Genomic DNA, 20,728 nt, shown 5'->3' with positions numbered 1-20,728 from the left:
TCGGGAGTCTTACGTTTCCGGCCAGCTGAGAGCGCTCTCGGATACGAGTCCCGGACATGACCACCGAGCTGACATGAGGTGTTCCCCGTGCCCGTCCCCCACGCGCGCCGAGCCGCCCCGCTCGTCCGAGCCGCCCCGCTCGTCCTGGCCGCCGCCCTGGTGGCCGTCGGACTCGGACCGGCCGCGAGCCCTGCGGCAGCCGCCACCGTCCCCGTGGGCGCCGGAAGCTACTCCGACTCCCGCCCCGCCGGAACCTCCGGCCCCACCACCCACACCGGTACGCCCGTCACTCCCAAGGTCACCTCCGCGGCCGAGGGCAAACCCGTCCCCACCAACGACTGGTGGTCCTCGCTCGCCTTCCAGCGCTACGGCGACAACCCGTACTCCACCCCCATGTACGGCCACCCCCTCACCTACCAGGCGGTCGCCGGCGGGCTGGAGATCGGCTACCCCACCGGCCCCGCCGTCGTCGGGGACGGCCGCCAGTACGAGTTCGCCCACAAGCGCGACCTCACCGTCGGCCTCGCCGGACTGAACTCGCCCGACGCCAAGGCCGACTCCTGGTCCGACTGGACCGTCACCCCCTACTGGTCCGACGGCGCCCGCACCCTGCGCACCACCATCGGCCACGGCAGCCCGTTCGTGTACGCCCAGGGCTCCGGAGGCAACGCCCTGGTCACCACCGCGAGCGCCCCCACCGTCTTCGCCGACCAGGGCAACGTCCTCGGCATCACCGTCGCCGGCCACCACTACGCCCTCTTCGCGCCGACCGGGAGCGACTGGACCGTCTCCGGCAGTACGATCAGCGCCGCCCTCGGCGGTAGGAACTACTTCTCCGTCGCCGTCCTGCCCTCCGCCGACGCGCTCGCGACCTACCGGAAGTACGCCTTCAGCTTCGTCACCGGATCCCGGGTCGACTGGAGCGTCGCCGGCGGCACCGTCCGCGCCACCTACACCCTCACCACGGAAGCCAGGGAGGGCACCGAACGCGGCACCCTCCAGGCCCTCTACCGACACCAGTGGCTCCACACCGCGGACCCCCTCACCCCCTACACGTACGTCTCGCCGCGCGGCACCATGAAGGTCCGCGAGGGCAGAGCCTTCACCACCACCCAGAAGACGGCCCCGGTCCTGCCCGGCCTGCCCCGCACGACGGACGTCGACGCCGCCCGACTGCGCGCCCACCTGAACGAGGTCGCGTACGCCGCCGACCCGTTCTCCGGAGCCGTGGACACCTACTGGACCGGCAAGGCGCTCGGCCGGCTCGCCCAGCTCGTGCCGCTCGCCGACCAGATCGGCGAGACCACCACCCGCGACCGGCTCCTCGCCCTGATCAAGGGGCGTCTCCAGGACTGGTTCACCGCGGGCGGTGCGAACGGCTTCGCCTACGACCGCACCTGGAAGAGCCTCACCGGCTACCCGGCCTCCTACGGCAGCGACACCGAGCTCAACGACCACCACTTCCACTACGGCTACTACGTGTACGCGGCCGCGATCACCGCCCAGTACGACCCCGGCTGGGCCGCCGATTCCGCCTGGGGCGGCATGGTCAAGGCCCTGGTCCGCGACACCGCCAACCCCTCCCGCACCGACAGCGCCTTCCCGTTCCTGCGGGGCTTCGACGTCTACGCCGGCCACAGCTGGGCCTCCGGACACCAGGGCTTCGCCGCCGGCAACAACCAGGAGTCGTCCTCCGAATCGACCAACCTCAGCGCCGCCCTCGTGCTCTGGGGCTCCGCCACCGGTGACACCGGCCTGCGCGACCTCGGCTCCTACCTGCTCGCCACCGAGGGCGAGGCGATCGCCCAGTACTGGTTCGACGCCGACCAGCAGGTCTTCCCCGCCTCCTTCGGGCACGACACCGTCGGCATGGTCTGGGGCAGCGGCGCCGCCTACGCGACCTGGTGGACCGCCAACCCCGAGGAGATCCACGGCATCAACGTGCTCCCCGTGACGGGCGGCGGGTCGCTCCACCTGGGCGGGCACAAGGAGGCGATACGGCGCAACACCGCCGAGATGGAGCGCGAGAACGGCGGTCCCGCCGCCGAATGGCGCGACATCCTCTGGGAGTTCCAGTCACTGGCCGACCCGGCGGCCGCGAAGACGAAGTGGGACGCGGGCCACGCCGCCTACACCCCCGAGGCGGGCGAGTCCACGGCGCACACCTACCACTGGATCACGACACTGGACGCACTGGGCGCCCCCGACCCGTCGGTGACCGGCGACCTGCCCACCTCCGCGGTCTTCAGCAGGAACGGCACCCGCACCTACGCGGCCCACAACCACGCTGCCACGGCCCGCACCGTCACCTTCTCCGACGGCAGGACCCTGACCGTGCCGCCCCGCTCCACCGCCACCGGAAGCGGGACCGGCACCGACCCGGACCCGGACCCGGACCCGGACCCCGACCCCTCCGGCGGCGACACCTACCACCTCCGCTCCGGCGGCGTGCTCACCACTGCCTCCGGCGGCACGGCAGGCAGCGACACCATCCCCTCGGCCGGCGGCGCCAACCACGACGGCACCCCGTACCGGCCGCTGGTCTACGAGGCCGGAAACGTGAACGGGACCCTCAGGGCAGGCGGCGCGACCGCGTTCCGCCTGCCGGTGGACGCGGGCACGGCGGTCGGCCTCGGCCAGCAGGCCCGGGTCAGCTACGACCTCACCGGCGACGGCACCTTCGACCGGACGGAGACCTACCACTACTTCGCCACCGACCCGCTCCCGGGCTGGGAGGAGTACCAGCAGGCACGGGGCCTGAAGGCAGCCACCGGCGCACTCGGCGACCTGCGCGGCGGAACGATCCGGCTGGAGGTCTGGAGCGCGATCGGCAACGCCGACTCCCGGCTCCGGACGGGCACGGACACCGCCGTTCTGGTCATCCCGTACGACTGACGTCCCCCGGGGGAGGGGGAGGAGGAGGGGGAGCGGCGGCGGGCCCGGGGCACGGCCCCGTGCGCCCGCCGCCGTCCGGCATGCCGCCGTCCGCCAGGCCGTCGTGCGGTCGTGCGGTCACGCGGACGCCCGCCGGACCAGGTGAGTCGGCGTGATCACGGACGTCGATGCGGCGTCGGCCGCCCCGTCCAGCACGCGCATCAGCAGCCTGACCATGAGCCGGCCCATGCCCTCGATGTCCTGCCGCACCGTGGTGAGCGCCGGTTCCGCATCCCGGACCACCGCGTCCATGTCGTCGAACCCGACCACCGCCACGTCCTGCGGCACCCGGATCCCGCGCTCCCGCAGGGTGCGCAACGCGCCCGCCGCCATCAGGTCGTTGGCCGCGAAGACGGCGTCAACGTCCGGCCGTCGGTCCAGCAGCCCGGCCATCGCGCGGGCCCCGCTCTCCCGGGTGAAGTCGCCCTGGCACAGCAGCTCCGGGTCCGCGTCGACCAGCACGTCGTGGTAGCCGGCGATCCGGTCCAGCGCGGACGTCTGCGTCCGGGGGCCCGCGATGTGCCCGACCCGCCGGCGCCCCAGGGACACCAGGTGCCGCACGGCCTCCCGGGCGCCGCCGCGGTTGTCGCAGTCGACGAACGGCACCGACGGCCCCGACCCCAGCGCCGGGCGGCCCCCGAACACCACGGGGACCCTGCTCCGGGCGATCAGTGCGGGCAGCCGGTCGTCGCTGTGCAGGGAGAAGGCCAGCGCCCCGTCCACATGCCCCCCGTCCAGGTAGCGCGCGATCCGCTCGTGGTCGCCGAGGCCCTCCACCCAGAGCAGCACCAGCTGGGTGTCCTGAGCGGTCAGCTCCCGGCTGATTCCGCGCACCTGCTTCTCGAAGAACGGGTCGGAAAAGATCCGGAACTCCGGCTCCGCGATGATCACGGCCACCGCACCGTGCCTCCGCGTCACCAGTGAACGGGCCGCGTGGTTCGGCACGTAGCCCAGCTCCTGCACCGCCTCGCGCACCTTGTGCGCCACGGACTGGCGCACGCCGGCGCCGCCGTTGACGACCCGGGAGACGGTCGCCCGGGACACGCCGGCCCGCGCGGCGACGGCTTCCAGGGTGGGCCGCGACGATCCCGCGGTCTGCTCGGACAAGCCAGTCACTCTCCCGTCTCCCTCCACGGCCACCGCCGGGCCGCTGCTCGGACGCCGACCCAGGATAATCGCTGCCCCCACCGCCTGAGAGCGCTCCCAACCCGGCGCTGCGGCGAGCTGTCCCAGGACGCGTTCTTAACCCAACGTCACGGCCCGCAACGATACGTCACGCCCGGTGGTGGAGTACCGCTCGCGAGGAGCAGGTGCACCGGGTTCCGTCAAGTCCCGAAATGCAGGGGCATGACGTGACGCGTCCGGCGGGGCCTACTGGAGACATGGGTCCACGCAGCACCGGTGGCCCCCTCCCACTTCCCCCCACCAGGAGATTTCCCATGTCCCGCACCTCCCGCACCTCCCGCACTCTGCGTCTCGTGCTGTTCACCGCCTCGGCTTCGCTGGCGGCAGGAGGCGTGCTGCTGCCCACGGGTGCGATCGCCGCCCCGGCGACGCCGTACCCGGCCGCCGTCACGGCCGAGCGCGACGACAGCGACCGCGGGGACGACCAGGGCGAAGGCGGGAGCGTCGGCGAAGAGCGGAGCAACGACGGGGACGACACCCAGCAGAAGGACTCCGGCGAGGGTGAAGAGCAGTCCCCGCCGCAGGGCGACGCCGAGTCCGGCGTGGTTCCGGAGAGCTCCTGCAACGACCCGAAGCAGCTCCCGGGGCTGTGCGTCGACGGCAAGCCGCTGCCGAAGGGCGACGGCACCGTCAAGGTTCCCCAGGGGTCCGTCCCCTGCCTCGGGATCGACACGCCCGAGCAGTGCGCCGAGCGGCAGCGGCCCGTCGTGAAGAGCCCCACGGGCAGCTCCACCGTCGAGCTCGCGGTGTGATCCGAGCGGGTCGGCCGGAGGGCGGATCGGTCCGCCGGTGAACCGAGCGCCGCATTGTGGATCTTCCGTCACTCACCGTTACGGACAGTAGGCGACCCCCGCCCTCCGCGAGCCAAGATGCCCGCTTGACCCCGTTCAGTGCCCCCCCGGTGGCGAGCGGCCGACACAGAGTGTGATTGGATCTTGGTCGTGGTTCTCCTTCCCCAAGGGGGAACGCATGAACGGAAATGCCGAGAAACGGAGTACGGGGAACATGCGCAAGACGGTTACGGGGCTGGCACTGCTCGCTGCGGCGGTGCTGCTGACCGGCTGCGGAAGCGACAGCGGGCAAGACGGCGGCGCGAAGGCGGACGGCGCCGGCGCCAAGGGGGCGGCGTCCCAGGGCGCTTCGCCGGAGGCCAAGGCGCCGGACGCCAAGACGGGCGCCGACAGCGCGACCCGCGAGGTGACCCTGGAAGTCTCCGGCCAGGGCAAGACCCAGATCATGTACAACGCCGAAACGAGCGGCTTCGAACAGCAGACCCTGCCGTGGACGAAGACGGAGACCGTCAAGCTCATCGGCGCGGAACAGAAGGCGGGCCGGCTCCTGACGGTCGTCCCCGGCTCGGTCCAGGGCGCCGACGGCATGCTGCAGCAGGCCCCGTGCGTCATCAAGGTCAACGGCAAGCAGGTCGCGGACAACGACGGCGGAAAGAACCCCAAGGGCTGCTTGTACCGGCTCAAGTAGCGTCGTAGTGGAGGCGATTCCCATCCGGGGACTCCTGCCCCGCCGCTAGAACCGCGGCGTGTTCGGCAGCCGGCACGCACCAGCCACAGCGGCGTGCGTGCCGGGCGGGGGAGGAGTCGATCTGTGGCCCACGCCGTGTATTTCGACGCCGCCGGCGGCATCGACGAGGGCAGCCGGGGCGAGCTGAAGCCCGCGGGCCAGGAGCCGCCGGCCGCGCTGTTCGCCCCGTACCCATCGATCCGGGGGACGTCATCGTCCCCGTGCTGGGGTTCCGCAAGCGGTGGCTCGGCCAATGGTGCGTGAGGGGTGGGAGAAAGAGCCGGGCCGTCGCCACCCTGATCGAGGACCACCTGTTTCCGGCCGTCCAGGCGGTGAAGGGCCTGGCCCCGCGGATCGAGTTCCGGACCCCGCCCGACGCCCTCGTCGTCACCTACGAGAACCTCCCCTTCGTCATGGTGGAGCGCACCGTCCTACAGGCGATGCCGCTGGTGGCCGGCAGCGAGGCCCTGCGGCAAGACGGGAAAGAAGATCGACCTGTCCGTGGCCGACATGAACGGAAGCCGAGCGCGCGCTCGACGGGCCGCGTCCCGCGACACCCCGTCCACCGCGCGCCGGATCCGGGCCGGTTTCGGTGCCTGGAGGTGACAGACGGCTGACGAGGGTGTGTTTCTGCTGGCCAGGGGCTGGTAGGTCACTGTCCTGAAGGTGAGAGGGCGGCCGGGGGGCCGCTGTCTCAGGGCATGACCGGCAGGCGGGAATACCTCGGGTGGACCTCCCGTTCCCGGGTATAGTTGAATCGTAAACAACCTGGAAGGGGAGCCATGCAGTTCGGGATCTTCACCGTCGGTGACGTCACCCCCGATCCGACGACCGGACGCGCGCCCAGCGAGCACGAGCGCATCAAGGCGATGCTCGCCATCGCGCAGAAGGCCGAGGAGGTCGGCCTCGACGTCTTCGCGACCGGCGAGCACCACAACCCGCCGTTCGTCCCCTCCTCGCCGACGACGATGCTCGGCTACGTCGCCGCGCGCACCGAGAACCTGATCCTGTCCACGTCGACGACGCTGATCACCACGAACGACCCGGTGAAGATCGCCGAGGACTTCGCGATGCTCCAGCACGTCGCGGACGGCCGCGTCGACGTGATGATGGGCCGTGGCAACACCGGTCCCGTCTACCCCTGGTTCGGCAAGGACATCCGCGACGGCATCGACCTCGCCATCGAGAACTACGCGCTGTTGCGCCGCCTGTGGGACGAGGACGTCGTCACCTGGAAGGGCAAGTTCCGCACGCCGCTGCAGTCCTTCACCTCGACCCCGCGCCCGCTGGACGGCGTCGCACCCTTCGTCTGGCACGGCTCCATCCGCTCGCCGGAGATCGCCGAACAGGCCGCGTACTACGGCGACGGCTTCTTCCACAACAACATCTTCTGGCCCCCCTCCCACACCAGGCAGATGGTGAACCTCTACCGGCAGCGCTACGCCCACTACGGGCACGGCACCCCCGAGCAGGCCATCGTCGGACTCGGCGGCCAGGTCTTCATGCGCAGGAACTCGCAGGACGCGGTGCGCGAGTTCCGCCCGTACTTCGACAACGCGCCGGTGTACGGCCACGGCCCCTCCCTGGAGGAATTCACCTCCCAGACACCGCTGACCGTCGGCTCGCCGCAGCAGGTCATCGAGCGGACCCTGTCCTTCCGGGACTACGCCGGCGACTACCAGCGTCAGCTGTTCCTGATGGACCACGCGGGCCTGCCCCTGAAGACCGTCCTGGAGCAGCTCGACCTGCTCGGCGAGGAGGTCGTGCCGGTGCTGCGCAAGGAGTTCGCGAACCTGCGCCCGGCCGGCGTGCCGGACGCGCCGACCCACTCGGCCCGCGTGGTGGCGGCCCGGGAGACCCTGAAGGAGACGACGCAGGCATGAAGCTCATCGTCGTATCAGCGGGACTGAGTTCGCCCTCTTCCACGCGGCTGCTCGCCGACCGGCTCGCGGCCGCGACGCTGCGGCACGTGGACGCCGAGCCAGAAGTGATCGAACTGAGGGACCTCGCGACGGAGATCGCCCAGCACTTCGTCACCGGGTTCCCACCCGCCCGGCTGGCCGCCGCGCTCGACGCGGTGGCGGCCGCGGACGGCCTGATCGCCGTGACACCGGTGTTCGCGGCGTCGTACAGCGGCCTGTTCAAGTCGTTCTTCGACGTCATCGACAAGGACGCCCTCACCGGGAAACCGGTGCTCCTCGGTGCGACCGGCGGCACCGCCCGGCACTCCCTCGTCACCGAACACGCGCTGCGCCCGTTGTTCACCTACCTGCGCGCGCTCGCCCTGCCGACCGCCGTGTACGCGGCCTCGGAGGACTGGGGCGAGGAGGGGCTGGCGCAGCGGATCGCCCGGGCCGGCGCGGAGCTGGCCCGCTTCATGGCCCCCGCCACCCCGGACGCCGCGCCGCACGTCGACACCGCCGCGGCGATCGCCCCCCGTTCGCTGACGGGGGCGATCACCTCGGTGGATCCGGCGGACGGCTTCGAGGTGGTCCCGTTCGAACAGCGGCTGGCCGCGCTACGGGTCCCGTAGTAGCGGCACGAGGGTCCGGGACCAGAGCCTTTCACCGAGCCGGATCCGGAACCGGCGGCCGGGAGTCAGCGGGTGGGGCGGGAGGCGAATTCCCCGAGCAGGTTCTCGAGGATCTGCGCGACCTCCGGGAGGTCGTGCTGCCTGCAGCGCAAGGCCGCCGCCCTGAGGCGGGCCTTCGCGGCGTCGTGGCGGCCCAGGCCGTCGTGCTCGATCAACGACGCCAGGCGGACGGACTCGGCGCGGGGCACTTCACCGTCCTCGCCGTCCCGTTCGTGCGCGGCGGCCGACGCCTCCGCCTCGGCCAGGGCCTCGGTGAAGCGCTCGGCCTCGGCCAGGAGGCCGGCGCGCCGGTAGTGGACGTTCCCGGTCAGGTACGCGCGGGGGAAGCCCTCGTCGTCCTGCGGCACCGCCGCACTGACCGCGTCGGCCTCCGCGAGATGGGCGAGTGCCGCCTCCAGCCCCTCCACGCCCTGCGAGAGGCGGGTGAGACGGGCGAACTCGCACATCATCTGGATCACCGCCGGAGGGTTGGGTGCCTCTGCGTGCGAGGCGACGGCGCGCGCGTACGCCGCGCGGGCGGCCTCCCAGCGGTCCGCCATGGCCAGCGCGCCCGCAGCTTCCGACGCCACCAGCGTCAGCACCGACCCGCCGTCCTCCCACCCCGCGACCGTGTCGGCCAGCCGGAGGAACTCCTCCGCCGCCGCACGGTGTTCCTCCAGCTCCCGCAACCCGCGGGCGAGGGTCAACCGGACCTGGGCGAGCAGGCGCCCGTCGACGGCATCGGCACCACCGTCCGCGACCACGGACTCCAGGACGGCGACGGCGTCCGCCTGCCGGCCGGCGCGCACGAGCACGTCCGCGAGCTGGAGCCGCATCTCGGCGGCGTCGTTGTGCGCGCCCTCCCGGTCGTGGCGGGCGGCGGCCTCGGAGAGGTGGCGTACGGCGCCGGCCGTGTCTCCGGTGTGCGAGGCCGCGTGGCCGAGCAGCCCGTAGGTGGGGGCCAGCGGGAACGTGGTGTCGTCGTGGCGTACGGCGAGGGCGATCGCCTGGTGCAGCAGATCGACCGCCTCCTCGTACCGACCGCACGCGAGCAGGGTCTGGGCGAGTACGGCCCGCAGCCGGGTGCCGTCCCAGGGGCGGTCGGAGGCCTCCACCGCCTCCAGCGCCGCCCGCAGCTCCTGCTCGGCGCGGTCCGTCTCGCCGAGGCGGAGGGCGAGGTTCGCCGTGAACTCCAGGGCGCTGGCCTCGTGGTGGCGGACGCCCAGCCGTGTGGCCTCGGAGCGCAGGGCCCCGGTCGTCCCCTCGAACCTTTCGAGCGTGGGCGCGGTGACCTCCGGCAGCTGGGCCATGGCCTCGTGGAAGGCGGCGTACGCCCGGCAGTAGAGCACCGTCAGGTACCTCTGGGCGGCCAAGCTGTCCGGCCCGGTGCCCAGGGCGGGTCCGGCGGTCCCCGGTTCCTCGTACGCGGTGCCGACTCCCGTGCCCGCGGCGATCAGCTCCTCGGCTTCCCGCAGGACCGCGTCGAGGCCGGCGCGGATCCCGGTGCGGCCCGGGAGCCCGGCGCCGTCCTGCGGGGTCCCTTCGGGGCCGGTCGCGTCCGCGTCACCGTTGTCGGAACGGCGCACGGCGGCCCAGGCCAAGGAGCGCGCCCGGGCCGTGAGCGCGTCCCAGGCCATGCCGGCCCGCCGGAACGGTACGGCGGATTCGGCCATGAGGGCGACCGCCTCGGGGTGGCGGTCCTCCATGAAGAGGGCGATGGCGCGTTCCTTGACGATCTCGGCGCGCAGGCGGTCCTCGGGGCCGAGCCCGTCGTCGTGTACGTAGTCCTCCGCGCCGGCCAGTTCGGTGATCCGCGCCCACAGCCGGACGGCGCCGGGATGGCTCTGCGCTGCCAGGTCACGTGCGTTCCGTACCAGGGTGGGGAAGTCGTCGGGGACGTCACGGCCCGCCGGGGCGGCGGCGCCGGCAGCAGCAGTCCGGGCGCCGGCGGCCCCGGCGATGGTTTCGACGCCCGTCGCCGCCGGGCCGGCCGGGCGGGTGACGGCCGTGCGCAGGCCCAGCGGGAGGGGCTCGTCGAGCAGGGGAGGGTGCTCCAGCCTGCTGCGGCGCCGGTCGCCGACGGCCGTCGTGCCGTTGCGCGCGTCGAAGGCGGCGGCGAGCCCGTCCGCCTCGCCCCGCACGGTGTCCAGCAGCTCGCCCGCCGTCCAGTTCCGTCCGGGCGGTCCGGCGACGGGCGTGGCGGAGTACCCGTCCGCGACGAGCCGGGCGAGCAGCACCTCGACGCCCGTCAGGAACCCCAGCCGGGCGAGCGGGGCACCGGTCGCCTCGAACAGCGGCCGGTTCTCGGCCAGGATCTCCAGGCCGCGCCCCTCGTTGCGGGTGAGCGCGCAGAACTCCAGGTGCAGCCCGACCTCCTCCTGCATGCCCGCCATGCCGCGCACGCGGCGGTATCCGGTCAGGTGGTGCGAACGGGCCTCGTCGGTGCGGCCGAGCCGCACCAGCGGCAGCAGCGCCTGCGCCTGGCTCATCTGCGGTTCGTCCGAGCAGGAGGAGGACCCGTCGAGGACCGGCCGCCACGTGTCCAGTGCCGCCGCATCCTCGCCCGCGCGGGCACGGTGCAGCGCGTGGTGGCGGGTCTCGCACGCCTCGCAGTCGCTCAGGCTCGTACGCGGCCGTGTCGCCCACAGGTCGTAGGCGGCGACGAGGCCGGCGCCCGTGTGGGCGGCGACGTGGTGGCGCATCGCGGCCACCGGCTGCACGCCCTGTCCCTCCGCCTCGTACCGCTCCCGCATCCGCCCGATCCAGGCCTCGATCGTGGCCAGGGGCACCTCGGGCACCTGGAGCAGGGACGTCGCCACCCACTTGAAGCGCCACAGGAGCTGGTGCGCCTCCCACTCGCTGAACGCGCCGGGGGAGTCCTCCCCCAGCTTCAGCAGCCGGGCGAAGGCCACCGGCGACTTGCGGTGCTCGCCGGTGTACTCGTACGCCGCCATCAGCTCCATGAGGGCCGTGACCAGGATGTCCGGCTTGTCGAAGGGTTCGGCGGCCTCGACGAGCTCCTCGGCGGTGATGGTGCGCTGCAGGCCGTGCGGCCGCTCGTTGTTCTCGCGCAGCGCCTCGAACACGGCCTCCGGGGTGTCCAGCATCTACTGCTCCTTCCGAGGCTCGGAGTCGGGTGCGGCCGTCGTGCCGCCGGGGTGCATGGCATGGGTGAGCAGGCCGATGAAGGCCCGGTTGAGCAGGGCGCTCTCGCTCGCCCTGAGCGGGCGGCGGCTGAGCAGCAGGGCCTGGCCGTACAGGGACTCCGCGGCGGCGACGGCGAGCCCGCGCTCGGTGATCGTGACGGCCTGGCGGACCAGCGGGTTGAGATGGTTGAGGACGAGCTGGGCGCGCGGGGTCTCGCTGCGCAGGGAGCCCAGGATGTCGGCCCACAGGCCGTCGCTGCTGTCGGCGGCCAGGGTGGAGCGGGTCCGCTCGTGGCGGGCCTCGCGGTTGTCCAGGAGCAGCACCGGGGCGGTCACCGGCTGGAAGTCGCGCAGCACGACGTCGCAGTCGTGGGCGGCGACGGTCTCCCGCGCGACGGCCAGGAACGCCGCCGCCCGGATTTCGGCGGACGGGTCCACCGCGTCGAGGTGCGCGGTGACGGTCGACGGGTCGAGATCGGTGACGGCGGTGCCCGGCCGGATCTCGGGCAGCCGCTGTACCAGGTCGCGGTCGTAGGTGTAGCCGCCGTTGACGACGCCGAGGCCGGCCGCGGAGGCGATGGGCGCGACCTGGCGGAACTCCTCCACACTGCGCGTGACGAGGACGGTGGCGTGGGTCCTGGCGAACTCCTCCAGCGTGACGTTGCCGTCCGTCGTCTCGAACGGCAGCCACGGCAGCACGATGCGCAGCAGCTCGTCGTCGTAGCGGGCCAGCGCCTTGACCGCGAGGTGGTGGACGTCGATGAACCGGTGCAGCAGCGCCGGGTCGCTCGCCGCCAGACCCGTGAGCCAGTCCCGGATCCTGGCGCCCAGGGCGTCGCGGACCGCGGAGAGCGTGCCGTCCTCGTACAGCGCCTCACGGGAGGCGGTCGGGCGCAGGCTGGTGGTGTCCACCACGCAGCGCACGAAGAACGCCCAGTCCGGCAGGAGCTCCGGCGCCTGGTCGCTGAGGAGCATGCCCTTCAGGTGCACGCGGTGGCCCGCGCGCTGCGTCGGGCTGAGGGCGTTGGGCAGGACGTACGCGACGCCGCGCAGCCCGGCGGCCGGCAGGTCGAGCTCGATCGTGTCGAGGGGGGCGAAGTCGAAGACGGCCCGGCAGTAGGCGGTCAGCGCTTCGCGGCGGGCCAGCGGTGAGCGGTGCGCCTGCTCCCAGGGCGGCGTCTCGTCGATCCGGGTGCTCTCGCCGTCCGGGCCGACGACCTGGACCTCGTGGGGAAGCAGGCGGCCGTAGTGCCGGGCGAGCTCGACGACCCGGCCGGGGGAGGTCCACTCGGCGTTGTCCACCCGCGGGGTGAGCCGCACGGTGGTGCCGGGCTGCGGCACGGCGCCGGCCGGCAGCGTGCGGATGGTGTAGCGGCCGTCGGAGTGGCCGCGCCACTCGACGGCGGGCGCGTCGGGGTCGGCGGCGTGCCGGCTGACCACGGTGATCTCGTCGGCGACGACGAAGCAGGCGAGCAGGCCGATGCCGAACTGGCCGATGAAGTCGCCCCGTGCCGCGGCGAGCCCGGCGCCGTCCAGGCCGCCGTCGGCGGTCCGCTTGGAGCTGCGGCCGATGGTCGCGAGGAAGCGGTGGACGTCGGCCTCGGTCAGGCCGATGCCGCTGTCGGTGACGGTCAGGGTGTCCCCGGTGCGCACCGTGATGGTCGCGGGGGCGCCGGGGTCGGCCGCCCGCCGGGCGGTGATGGCGTCCACCGCGTTCTGCAGGAGTTCGCGCAGGTAGACGCGGGGGCTGGAGTAGAGGTGGTGGGACAGCAGGTCCACCAGGCCGCGCAGGTCGACCTGGAAGGTGTGGGCGGACTCGGAATGCGACACCTAGGCGGGATCTTTCGCTCGGCGCGCCGCGCGGTGCGGCACGGTCTGCGTGCTGCGTGGCGTGACGGCAGGACAGGTGGGTTCGGGAGAGGGGCCGGGTCCGGCAGGACGCCCGGCCCGTGGCGGCCGGGCCGGACGGGGGCCGCGGACCCGGCGGCCGGCGTCGGCCGGCGCCGGTGCGGTGCTGGTGGCGGCGTTGCGCCGGAGTGTGCCGGTGCGTGCCGGCGTGTGCCGGTGCTGCGGGTGCGGTGCGTGCGGACGGGGGCGTCGGCCCGGTCAGGCGCCCACGGTCGAGCGGTGGTGCCGGTACGCCGCGACCGGGTTCTCGCCGTTGACGTAGTACCAGGGGAACTCGGACACGGTTCCCTCCGTCGCCTCGAAACAGCGGCGGGCCATGATGGCCTCCCCGGCCAGCGAGAACGCCATGGCGAAGGTGTTGCACACCTGGACCCGGCCCGCTCCGCGCTCGAAGTCCGGATGCAGGACGGACCGTTCGGCGGCCTCCCGCAACGAGGCGACGACGTCGGAGCGCCTCATGTACTGCTCGTCGGGTCCACTGTCGAGGGAGAGCCAGTGCTCGATGTGCGCGACCGCGACGAGCTGGCCGAGCAGGCTTCCCTCGGGCGCCTTGAGCACGGACTCACGGGCGAAGGCGTGCATCTCCTCGTGCGAACCGCCCCACTTCTTGCAGACCTGCTGCAACTGCTGCTGGTGGGCGCGCAGATGGAACGGGTCCCGCCGCACCGTCGCCTCGAACCGCCGCCGCGCCACCACCGGACCCACCTGGAGACCGCGACCGGTGACCTGCAGGAAGTGCCAGGGCGAGGCCCACGCCGGCTCCCGTTCCGCCGCCGCGTACAGGAACTCCTCTGCCCGGTGCAGTCGCGCGTGGAACACTTCGAACTGTTCGCGCGAGACGTCCTTCGCCCACGCCCCGGTCCGGGCTTCCCAGCCCCAGCTCACGTAGCGGGCTCCGGCGACCAGCACCGGCAGCGCCGAGTCGGGCTCCGCCGCGACGGCGCGGTGGATCCACTCCTCCACCCCGGCGACGTCGCCGACCGTCCACAGCAGCCAGCTGCGGTCCTCGCTCTCGGGGCGCGCCGCGAGCACGTCCCGTACGCCGGCCCAGTCCGCCGCCTCCGCGGCCTCACGGATCCGCGTCACCGCCGGATCGCCATAGTCCTTCTCCAACTGCGCGCCGGATCTGCCGATCAGCCGCTTCAGCGAGAGCCCCGCCCCCCGGAGCAACGCCATACCCACCCCTCGACCCTGCTGCATGTCTATGACCAGGGACGTTGGTTGAGCGCCCCCGCGAGGCTAGTGAGTATCACGAGCCACTGACGATCGCACAATTGTTTCCCCTGGTTCGGCAGGGCATTGGCCGATTCGGCCGGACAATTCAGCCCGTTCCCGCCTGTCCGGTCAGCCGATCGGCTGCCTGGCCTCCGCCCGGACCTTGAGGGTGATCTCGGCGAGCTTGTCGAGATCGACCGATCCGGGGGCCTGTCGTGCGGTCTCGGGCGTGGCGAGGGCGACCCCGGCGCTCGTGTTCTCGTCCCCCCAGGCGCACATCGGCAGGGTGGAGGTGGCGCCGCCGTCCTGGTACGTCAGCACCTGGCAGCTCAGCGTGATGCCGGAGCCGGTGGGGGTGACGTCCCGGGCGGGGACCGCCAGGGTCGCGCCCTCGGCGTCCGCGGCGCCGGCGAGCGTCTTCCTGCGGGCTTCTGCGGGGTCTTTGAACTGGCCGTACATCCCCGAGAGGACGAGGACGCTCGAACGGGCCGGGTCGCCGGAGGTGTACTGGCCCACGGCCGGCCGGGGGTTGCGGACCTTCGAGCTGTACGTGCCCTTGAGCCCTTCCTCGCCCTGGGACTGCGACAGGTCCTGGGCCAGTTCGAACGTGCCGCCCACGAGGGTCTTCGGCACCGTGAGCCGGTACTCGGCCTTGGGGAATCCGACTCCGCTCGTTCTGGACGAGACGTCGGTCGCCACCTTGATGACGCTGGCCGCCGCTATCGAGGCCGCGATGATCCCGAACACCATCCAGGGCCGGGACGTGCGCTGCGGCGGGCCGACCGGCGGCTGCCCCCAGGCCGCCTGGCCGGGATGCGGCTGCGGCTGCGCCGGGTACTGCGGCTGGAAGGACTGCGGGGCGTAGTGCGGGCCGCCGTACGGGTGCGGAGACTGCGGCGGCCCGTAGGGTCCGGGGCCGGGGGACTGCTGAGGTGGCGGCATGCTCATGATCGAAAACGCTACCGCACCCCGGTGACAGCAGCTGCCGGCACCGTCCGCCGCCGCGGCGACGACCGAGGGGTGGGATCGGGCCCGGGCCCTCGGTGCAGCCACCCCCGCCGGAACGCGCCGGGCCATGGTCCGGGCAGTCGGGGAATGGCAGCAGGCCCGCACGCTGCGGCAGCCCGACACCCCGTGAACGGGATCGGCCCGGAAGAGGGCCTGCCTCAGGCCAGGGCGTAGCCCGCGATCACGGAGACCATGGCGATGGCTCCTGCGGCGAAGACCGCTGCGGCCACTGCCAGGATGGCGATACCGGCACGTTCGACGCCGAGCCGGTGGTCGGCGGGCTTCCATTCACGCTGGTGCATGCCCTCAGCCTGCAGCAGCAGCTTCGCCATGGCCTGAGTACGCGTACTCATCACATGACTCATGTATCCCACGACGTCTGATCCGGGCCCGTCCCGGCGCCTCGGGCGGGCACCGCCGGGAACGCGCCGACAGCGCACGTCACCGCCAGGCACTGGCCTCGGTGGCGTGCACACAGTAGGTCTCGTAGGTGCTCTGGCCACCCGCTTTCGGGATCGCGCAGGCCGTGATCCGGAAGTCGCCGTCCGGAACGGCGACCATGGTGGTGAACTGGTCGTCCCCGTACTCGATCTCTGCGGTCCTTTTCGCGCCGCCGGCGACCTGCACGGTGACCAGGTCTCCAGGATTTCCCCGCTCGATCCTCGCCCAGGCGGCCTTGCAGTCCTCGCTGCGCCGAACCTGGAGGAGGGCAGGGTTGTTGATCCCGGGTTTGAACGTCCGGGCGTCCTCTCCGCAGCCCTGGTTCTGGGGGTTCTTCCCCTCGCAGGCCTCGCCGGGGCAGGTCGGCTCATCGAGCAGGGCCTTCATCAGGTGATCCCCCAGCGGGGTCACGAACGCGGCCAGTACGGCGCCGACCATGGCAACGACCAAGGCCAGCGCCGTCGCGCCGGTTAACCAGGGGCGCCGGTCCGCGGGCGCCTGCGGCGCACGGGCGGGGGGCTCTTCAGTGTCGCCGTCGGTGTCACTCGTGGTCATGGACGCACAGGTTCCTTCCCCCTCGTCTCGGGGGCAAGGCGCACGCGCCGGGGCATGGACATCACCGAGTTCCCCGTGCGTGCGCCCCCGAGTGGATCGGCCCTGGCGCGCCCGCGCAGCAGCAGGCACCGTCGCTGTGGGGCGGGGTCAGCCGCCGCCCCTGTGGAGGAAGAGGAGGAGGTCGTTCGCTTGGGCGGGGGTCAGGTCGACCGGTACGTCCCGGGGGGCCGGTCTCCCCTGGGCGATGGCGAGGAGGCAGGCCTCGGCTTCTTCGGGTGGGACGCTGTCGAGGATCTCGTTGACCAGTTTCATCATCTCTTCGTCGGAGAGTGATTCCGGATCGGGGGGACCCTCCGGCTTTTTCTTGTCCATTTCCGGCCTCACCGCGTAGTCATGTGATCGAACGTGCGCGCCCTCGCCGCAGCAATGCCCGGGGAAGCTGCACACCAGGACACGCCGGCTCATTCGTCGGTGCGACGTGCCGGCTTGGGCCGCGTCCGTGGTCCACCATGGCGAACCGGGCCGCTGGAGTCGCTGCGACCCGCTCGCATGCCATGCGAACGAGCGAGCCCCGATGCAGCAGGCACCGGACCCGTGGCCGTCCCCGCAGGGCCGAACCGCCGCTTGTACGCCGACGGGTTGATGCCCGTCTCGCGGCGCATCAGCATGCGCAGGTTGGCGGCAGTGCCGAGCCCGCTGCGCCGCGCGACCACCTCGAAGCGGGACTCGCCCCGCTCGATCAGCCGGCATGCCAAGGCGAGCCGTTCCCCCGTGAGCCACGCGAGCGGGGTCGTTCCCAGTTGTGCCCGAAAGCGGCGATGGAGCGTCGCCGGGCTGACCGCCGCCCGCGCCGCGAGGTCCGACACCGTGAGCGGCACGTCCAACCGCTCCTGGGCCCAGGCCAGCACGGGCGCCAGGGACTCGTCCACCAGGTCGGGCACCGGACGCTCCACGAACTGCCGCTGCCCGCCGTCCCTGTGGGCCGCGAAGACCAGTCGCCGGCTCACCGCGTTGGCGATCTCCGCGCCGTAGTCGCGGCGGACCACGTGCAGCCCGAGATCGAGCGCGGCCGCGCTGCCCGCGGCGGTGAGGATGTCGCCGTCGTCCACGAACAGCACGTCCGGTTCAAGACGGACGGAAGGGAAACGGGCCCGGAAGGAATCCGCCCACTGCCAGTGTGCGGTGGCCCGTCGCCCGTCGAGGACGCCGGCCTCGGCCAGGGTGAAGGCGCCGCTGCAGAAGCCGATCAGGCGCGCACCGCGCGCGTGGGCCCGTCGGATGGCATCGAGTACGGCGGGCCGGCGGGGCACCTCGACGTCGGGACGGTTGGGAACGATCAAGGTGTCCGCCGTGTCGGCCGCCTCCAGACCCGCGACGCCCGTGAGCGTGAAGAACCCGTCCCGCATCAGGGTGCGGGGCTCGGGGGAGCAGAGCCTGAAGTCGTAGAGGTCACGGCCGATCTCCGGTCTGCGCAGCCCGAACACCTCGGTCGCACAGCCGAGCTCGAAGGGGTTCGAGTTCTCGTCCACGATCACGACCACCCGGGGTGCGGCTGCCGCGCGCCCGTCGTGCGAGGATCCTTTCGCCATGTGCAATTCCTAGCACTCACGTCGACCGTGCGAAACGGCTCAGGATGAGCCCATGAGCAACCAGCCCATCTCCCTCCACCAGGCTCTGGCCTCGTTCGACGCCCTGTGGAGCCCCCGCATCGTCACGCGCGTCAACGACTACGACGTCCGCATCGCCAAGGTCGAGGGCGAACACATCTGGCACGCACACGACAACACCGACGAGTTCTTCCTGGTGATCGACGGCGAACTCCACATCTCCTTGCGCGAGCCCGACGGCGAGCGCACCGTCCGACTCCCGCGGGGGGCGGTCTTCACCGTCCCCCGCGGCACGGAGCACAAGCCGTACGCCCCGTCCGGCGCCGCGATCCTCATGTTCGAGCCCACCGGGACACCGACCGTGGGAGACCGCCACGGCGAGATCCCGGACCACGTGGACGCAACCACCGGACACAGACTCAACACCTGAATTGCGAAGTCCGGTCCCTTCAGTACCTGCTCGGAACACGAAACGGTCTCTGACCTGCGTACTTCGTCAGGGACCGAACGGCGGCGCACGCACGGGACGCGGGGACCCGTCCTCCACGTCGGCGGCCGGACGGGGTCGCGTACGCGCGGACCACCTCTCGGACCGGGCCTGCTTGTCGGAGTCCCCGCACGCCCGGGCATGCCACAGCAGACGCTCCCGGAGCCGTTCGGGAAGGCGGGCCGCACTACCGCGCCGGCGCCCGCAAGGGCAGCTCGAGGCGGGTGCCGTGAAACCTCGATCCGCTCCACGGCTGAATCCACGGCGGACGCGGCCGGGGCGGCGGGCGTGGCGTGGGGATTTGTGCGGGTTGTCGGGTGATGATGGCGCAGTGCGACTTGATCACGTGTCCTATGCGGTGGCCCGCGACAGCTTCGTCTCGACCGTCCAGTGGATCGGATCGGCCCTCGGCGCCGGGTTCGTCGACGGGGGCGTGCACCCGCGATTCGGCACCCGCAATTTCATTCTCCCGCTGAGCGGCGGCACCTACGTCGAGGTCGTCACCACACTCGACCACCCCGCCGCCGACCGCGCACCCTTCGGCCAGGCGGTCGCGCGCCGCGCCGCCGAGGGCGGCGGCTGGCTCGGTTGGGTGGTCTCCGTCGACGACATCGCCCCGGTCGAGGCCCGCCTCGGCCGCACCTCGGCCGAGGGCCACCGTGTCCGCCCCGACGGGTTCGACCTGAGGTGGAAGCAGATCGGCCTGCTGGAGCTGCTGGAGGACCCGCAACTGCCCTACTTCCTCCAGTGGTTGGTCCCCGTCGAGGAGCGCCCGAGCGCCGACCCGCGCACCTCCACCGCCATCCACGGGGTCTCCATCGCCGGCGACGCCGCCTCCATCGCCGAATTCCTCGGCGAACCGGCCGACCACCCGCTCGACCAGATCGACGTCACCTGGGTCGAGGATGAGGAACCGGGCCTGGTCTCGGTCGAGTTCGCCACCGCTCACGGCCCGGTCACGATCTGACCAGGGCCCCCGATTGCCCCGCGGGAGCAGCCGGCTGGGGTTCGACTCCACCGTCGTCCGCGCCCACCAGCATTCCGCCGGAGCACGCAAAAAGGGGCCGAAGGCCGCAACGAGCCCGCCGACCACGCCCTCGGACGCTCACGCGACGGCCTGAGCACCGTCGAACGCTGCGTCAACCGCCTGAGGCAGTGGCGCGGCCCGGCCACACGATGCGACGAACTCGCCCTCGCCTACCGGGCAGCACTCCACCTCGCCGCCATCCTCATCTGGGCACGACACTGACCGAGAACGGCTCGCGGGCATAGAAGGCCACTCGTCACAGCACGGTCAAGACCAGCAACCCGATGGTCATGTCCGCGCATACGTGTGCGACGTACGGGGCTGCCATGCCCTCGCTGCGCTGCCGGACGAGGCCCAGGAAAAGCCCGTAGACACCTGCCAGCAGGGCGCCTGCGGCACCCGAGGGGAAGCCGGTGATGTGCAGCAGGCCGAACGAGACCGCTTGTACCGCGACCGCGGGCAGCGCGCCGATCAACGGCGTCAGCTCCGTCTGGAAGACGCCCCGGAAGACGGCTTCCTCGCAGAACGAGTTGATCAGGGAGAACGCCAGAATGCCGAGCAGCCCCACCAGCAGAGGCTGCTGCTGGAGTGACGTCAGATACGGTCCCCCCGAAGGATCCGTCAGCCACGCCCAGACGGTCAGTGCCACCCCGCTGACCACCACCGTGGCCAGGGTGAGCCAGAACACCTCCCGGTTGAAGACGCCCGGTCGTAGCCATTCCCGTTCCTGGCGAAATCGAGGGAGGAGGCCGCTGGCGAGAACGACGAGCGCGGCGACGCCCAGAGGAGCCGGCCACGTCCCGAGCCCTGTGACGAGGGTGATGCCGAGCACGAGGTCGGACGTGAGGACCACGCGCGCGGCCCGGGGGGAGCCAGTGCGTAAGGCGACCGCGGTGACCGCGGCGAGCACCGAGACGTACAGGACCAGCGGCAGGGGGTGGCTGCGCAGCCAGGGGACGACGATCGGCAGGCCGGTCAGGACGACCGCGATGACAGCCGCTACCGCGGCCGTCCGTGATCCGCCGGCGGGCCCCGCGTCGCCGTATCCCGGCGCCGTGCCGGTCGTCGTCGTGCGTGTCATGGCGTCGAAGCCCCTTTTCCCTGCCGGCGGTCCTGGTCTGTTCC

18 protein-coding genes and 1 pseudogene are annotated in these 20,728 nt (G+C 72.3%); 9 read left to right on the top strand and 10 right to left on the bottom strand.

Going from position 1 to position 20,728, the window contains the following annotated elements; translation table 11 throughout:
- The first annotated feature begins 87 nt into the window (after positions 1-87).
- Positions 88-2,895 carry a glycosyl hydrolase gene (locus tag ACFVGY_RS06475; RefSeq protein WP_385671933.1) on the top strand — a complete coding sequence of 936 codons (2,808 nt, stop codon included), beginning with the start codon at positions 88-90 and terminating at the stop codon, positions 2,893-2,895.
- 117 nt (positions 2,896-3,012) lie between these two features.
- On the opposite strand, the gene ACFVGY_RS06470 is transcribed toward ACFVGY_RS06475, so the two are convergent.
- Positions 3,013-4,041, bottom strand: a complete 1,029-nt coding sequence (locus ACFVGY_RS06470; RefSeq protein ID WP_385671930.1) for a LacI family DNA-binding transcriptional regulator — start codon at positions 4,039-4,041, stop codon at positions 3,013-3,015.
- 332 nt (positions 4,042-4,373) lie between these two features.
- On the opposite strand from ACFVGY_RS06470, the gene ACFVGY_RS06465 reads away from it, so the two are divergent.
- The 5 genes from ACFVGY_RS06465 to ACFVGY_RS06445 all read left to right on the top strand — a co-directional run bounded on the left by ACFVGY_RS06465 (position 4,374) and on the right by ACFVGY_RS06445 (position 8,170).
- Entirely contained in the window at positions 4,374-4,871 is a 498-nt protein-coding gene (locus tag ACFVGY_RS06465) for a hypothetical protein (RefSeq protein WP_385671927.1), read from the top strand.
- A gap of 253 nt (positions 4,872-5,124) precedes the next feature.
- Positions 5,125-5,598, top strand: coding sequence for a hypothetical protein (locus ACFVGY_RS06460; RefSeq protein WP_385671924.1), 474 nt, complete (start codon positions 5,125-5,127; stop codon positions 5,596-5,598).
- Between the two features lie 260 nt (positions 5,599-5,858).
- Positions 5,859-6,254: a hypothetical protein gene (locus tag ACFVGY_RS06455; protein WP_385671922.1), complete on the top strand. Its 396-nt coding sequence runs from the start codon at positions 5,859-5,861 to the stop codon at positions 6,252-6,254.
- Between the two features lie 165 nt (positions 6,255-6,419).
- Positions 6,420-7,520 (top strand): LLM class flavin-dependent oxidoreductase, encoded by a 1,101-nt coding sequence (locus ACFVGY_RS06450; RefSeq protein WP_385671919.1) that lies wholly within the window; start codon positions 6,420-6,422, stop codon positions 7,518-7,520.
- The gene (locus ACFVGY_RS06445) at positions 7,517-8,170 is read left to right on the top strand and encodes a CE1759 family FMN reductase (RefSeq protein WP_385671916.1); all 654 of its coding nucleotides are present in this window, start codon (positions 7,517-7,519) and stop codon (positions 8,168-8,170) included. Before ACFVGY_RS06450 ends, ACFVGY_RS06445 begins: the two co-directional genes overlap by 4 nt.
- 65 nt (positions 8,171-8,235) lie before the next feature.
- Here ACFVGY_RS06445 and ACFVGY_RS06440 read toward each other — a convergent pair whose 3' ends face one another.
- From ACFVGY_RS06440 to ACFVGY_RS06405, 8 genes are all read right to left on the bottom strand, one after another.
- Positions 8,236-11,316, bottom strand: coding sequence for a hypothetical protein (locus ACFVGY_RS06440; protein WP_385671913.1), 3,081 nt, complete (start codon positions 11,314-11,316; stop codon positions 8,236-8,238).
- The gene (locus ACFVGY_RS06435) at positions 11,317-13,185 is read right to left on the bottom strand and encodes an HSP90 family protein (protein ID WP_385671910.1); all 1,869 of its coding nucleotides are present in this window, start codon (positions 13,183-13,185) and stop codon (positions 11,317-11,319) included.
- Positions 13,186-13,461: 276 nt separating this feature from the next.
- A complete protein-coding gene (locus ACFVGY_RS06430) occupies positions 13,462-14,439 on the bottom strand; it encodes a hypothetical protein (protein ID WP_385671907.1) in 978 nt (325 codons plus the stop codon).
- A 168-nt stretch (positions 14,440-14,607) separates the two neighbouring features.
- On the bottom strand, positions 14,608-15,426 hold the full coding sequence (locus ACFVGY_RS06425) for a hypothetical protein (protein WP_385671904.1): 819 nt from the start codon (positions 15,424-15,426) through the stop codon (positions 14,608-14,610).
- A gap of 218 nt (positions 15,427-15,644) precedes the next feature.
- Positions 15,645-15,839 carry a hypothetical protein gene (locus ACFVGY_RS06420; RefSeq protein WP_385671901.1) on the bottom strand — a complete coding sequence of 65 codons (195 nt, stop codon included), beginning with the start codon at positions 15,837-15,839 and terminating at the stop codon, positions 15,645-15,647.
- Between the two features lie 88 nt (positions 15,840-15,927).
- Positions 15,928-16,482: a DUF2690 domain-containing protein gene (locus ACFVGY_RS06415; protein WP_385671898.1), complete on the bottom strand. Its 555-nt coding sequence runs from the start codon at positions 16,480-16,482 to the stop codon at positions 15,928-15,930.
- Between the two features lie 147 nt (positions 16,483-16,629).
- Entirely contained in the window at positions 16,630-16,854 is a 225-nt protein-coding gene (locus tag ACFVGY_RS06410) for a hypothetical protein (protein WP_385671895.1), read from the bottom strand.
- An 89-nt stretch (positions 16,855-16,943) separates the two neighbouring features.
- On the bottom strand, positions 16,944-18,071 hold the full coding sequence (locus tag ACFVGY_RS06405; protein ID WP_385671892.1) for a GlxA family transcriptional regulator: 1,128 nt from the start codon (positions 18,069-18,071) through the stop codon (positions 16,944-16,946).
- 52 nt (positions 18,072-18,123) lie between these two features.
- On the opposite strand from ACFVGY_RS06405, the gene ACFVGY_RS06400 reads away from it, so the two are divergent.
- From ACFVGY_RS06400 to ACFVGY_RS06390, 3 genes and pseudogenes are all read left to right on the top strand, one after another.
- Positions 18,124-18,519, top strand: a complete 396-nt coding sequence (locus ACFVGY_RS06400) for a cupin domain-containing protein (RefSeq protein WP_385671889.1) — start codon at positions 18,124-18,126, stop codon at positions 18,517-18,519.
- Positions 18,520-18,907: 388 nt separating this feature from the next.
- Complete coding sequence (locus ACFVGY_RS06395) at positions 18,908-19,543, top strand: VOC family protein (protein WP_385671886.1); 636 nt, start codon at positions 18,908-18,910, stop codon at positions 19,541-19,543.
- 43 nt (positions 19,544-19,586) lie between these two features.
- A pseudogene (locus tag ACFVGY_RS06390) lies at positions 19,587-19,825 on the top strand (hypothetical protein); the annotation flags it as partial.
- Between the two features lie 34 nt (positions 19,826-19,859).
- On the opposite strand, the gene ACFVGY_RS06385 reads toward ACFVGY_RS06390, so the two are convergent.
- A complete protein-coding gene (locus ACFVGY_RS06385) occupies positions 19,860-20,684 on the bottom strand; it encodes a CPBP family intramembrane glutamic endopeptidase (protein ID WP_385671883.1) in 825 nt (274 codons plus the stop codon).
- Positions 20,685-20,728 lie beyond the last annotated feature (44 nt).

The organism is Streptomyces sp. NPDC127106, assembly GCF_042677605.1.
GTDB lineage: Bacteria > Actinomycetota > Actinomycetes > Streptomycetales > Streptomycetaceae > Streptomyces.
Note: the sequence above shows the minus strand (reverse complement) of the source record. Positions and strands in the feature narration are given on the sequence as shown.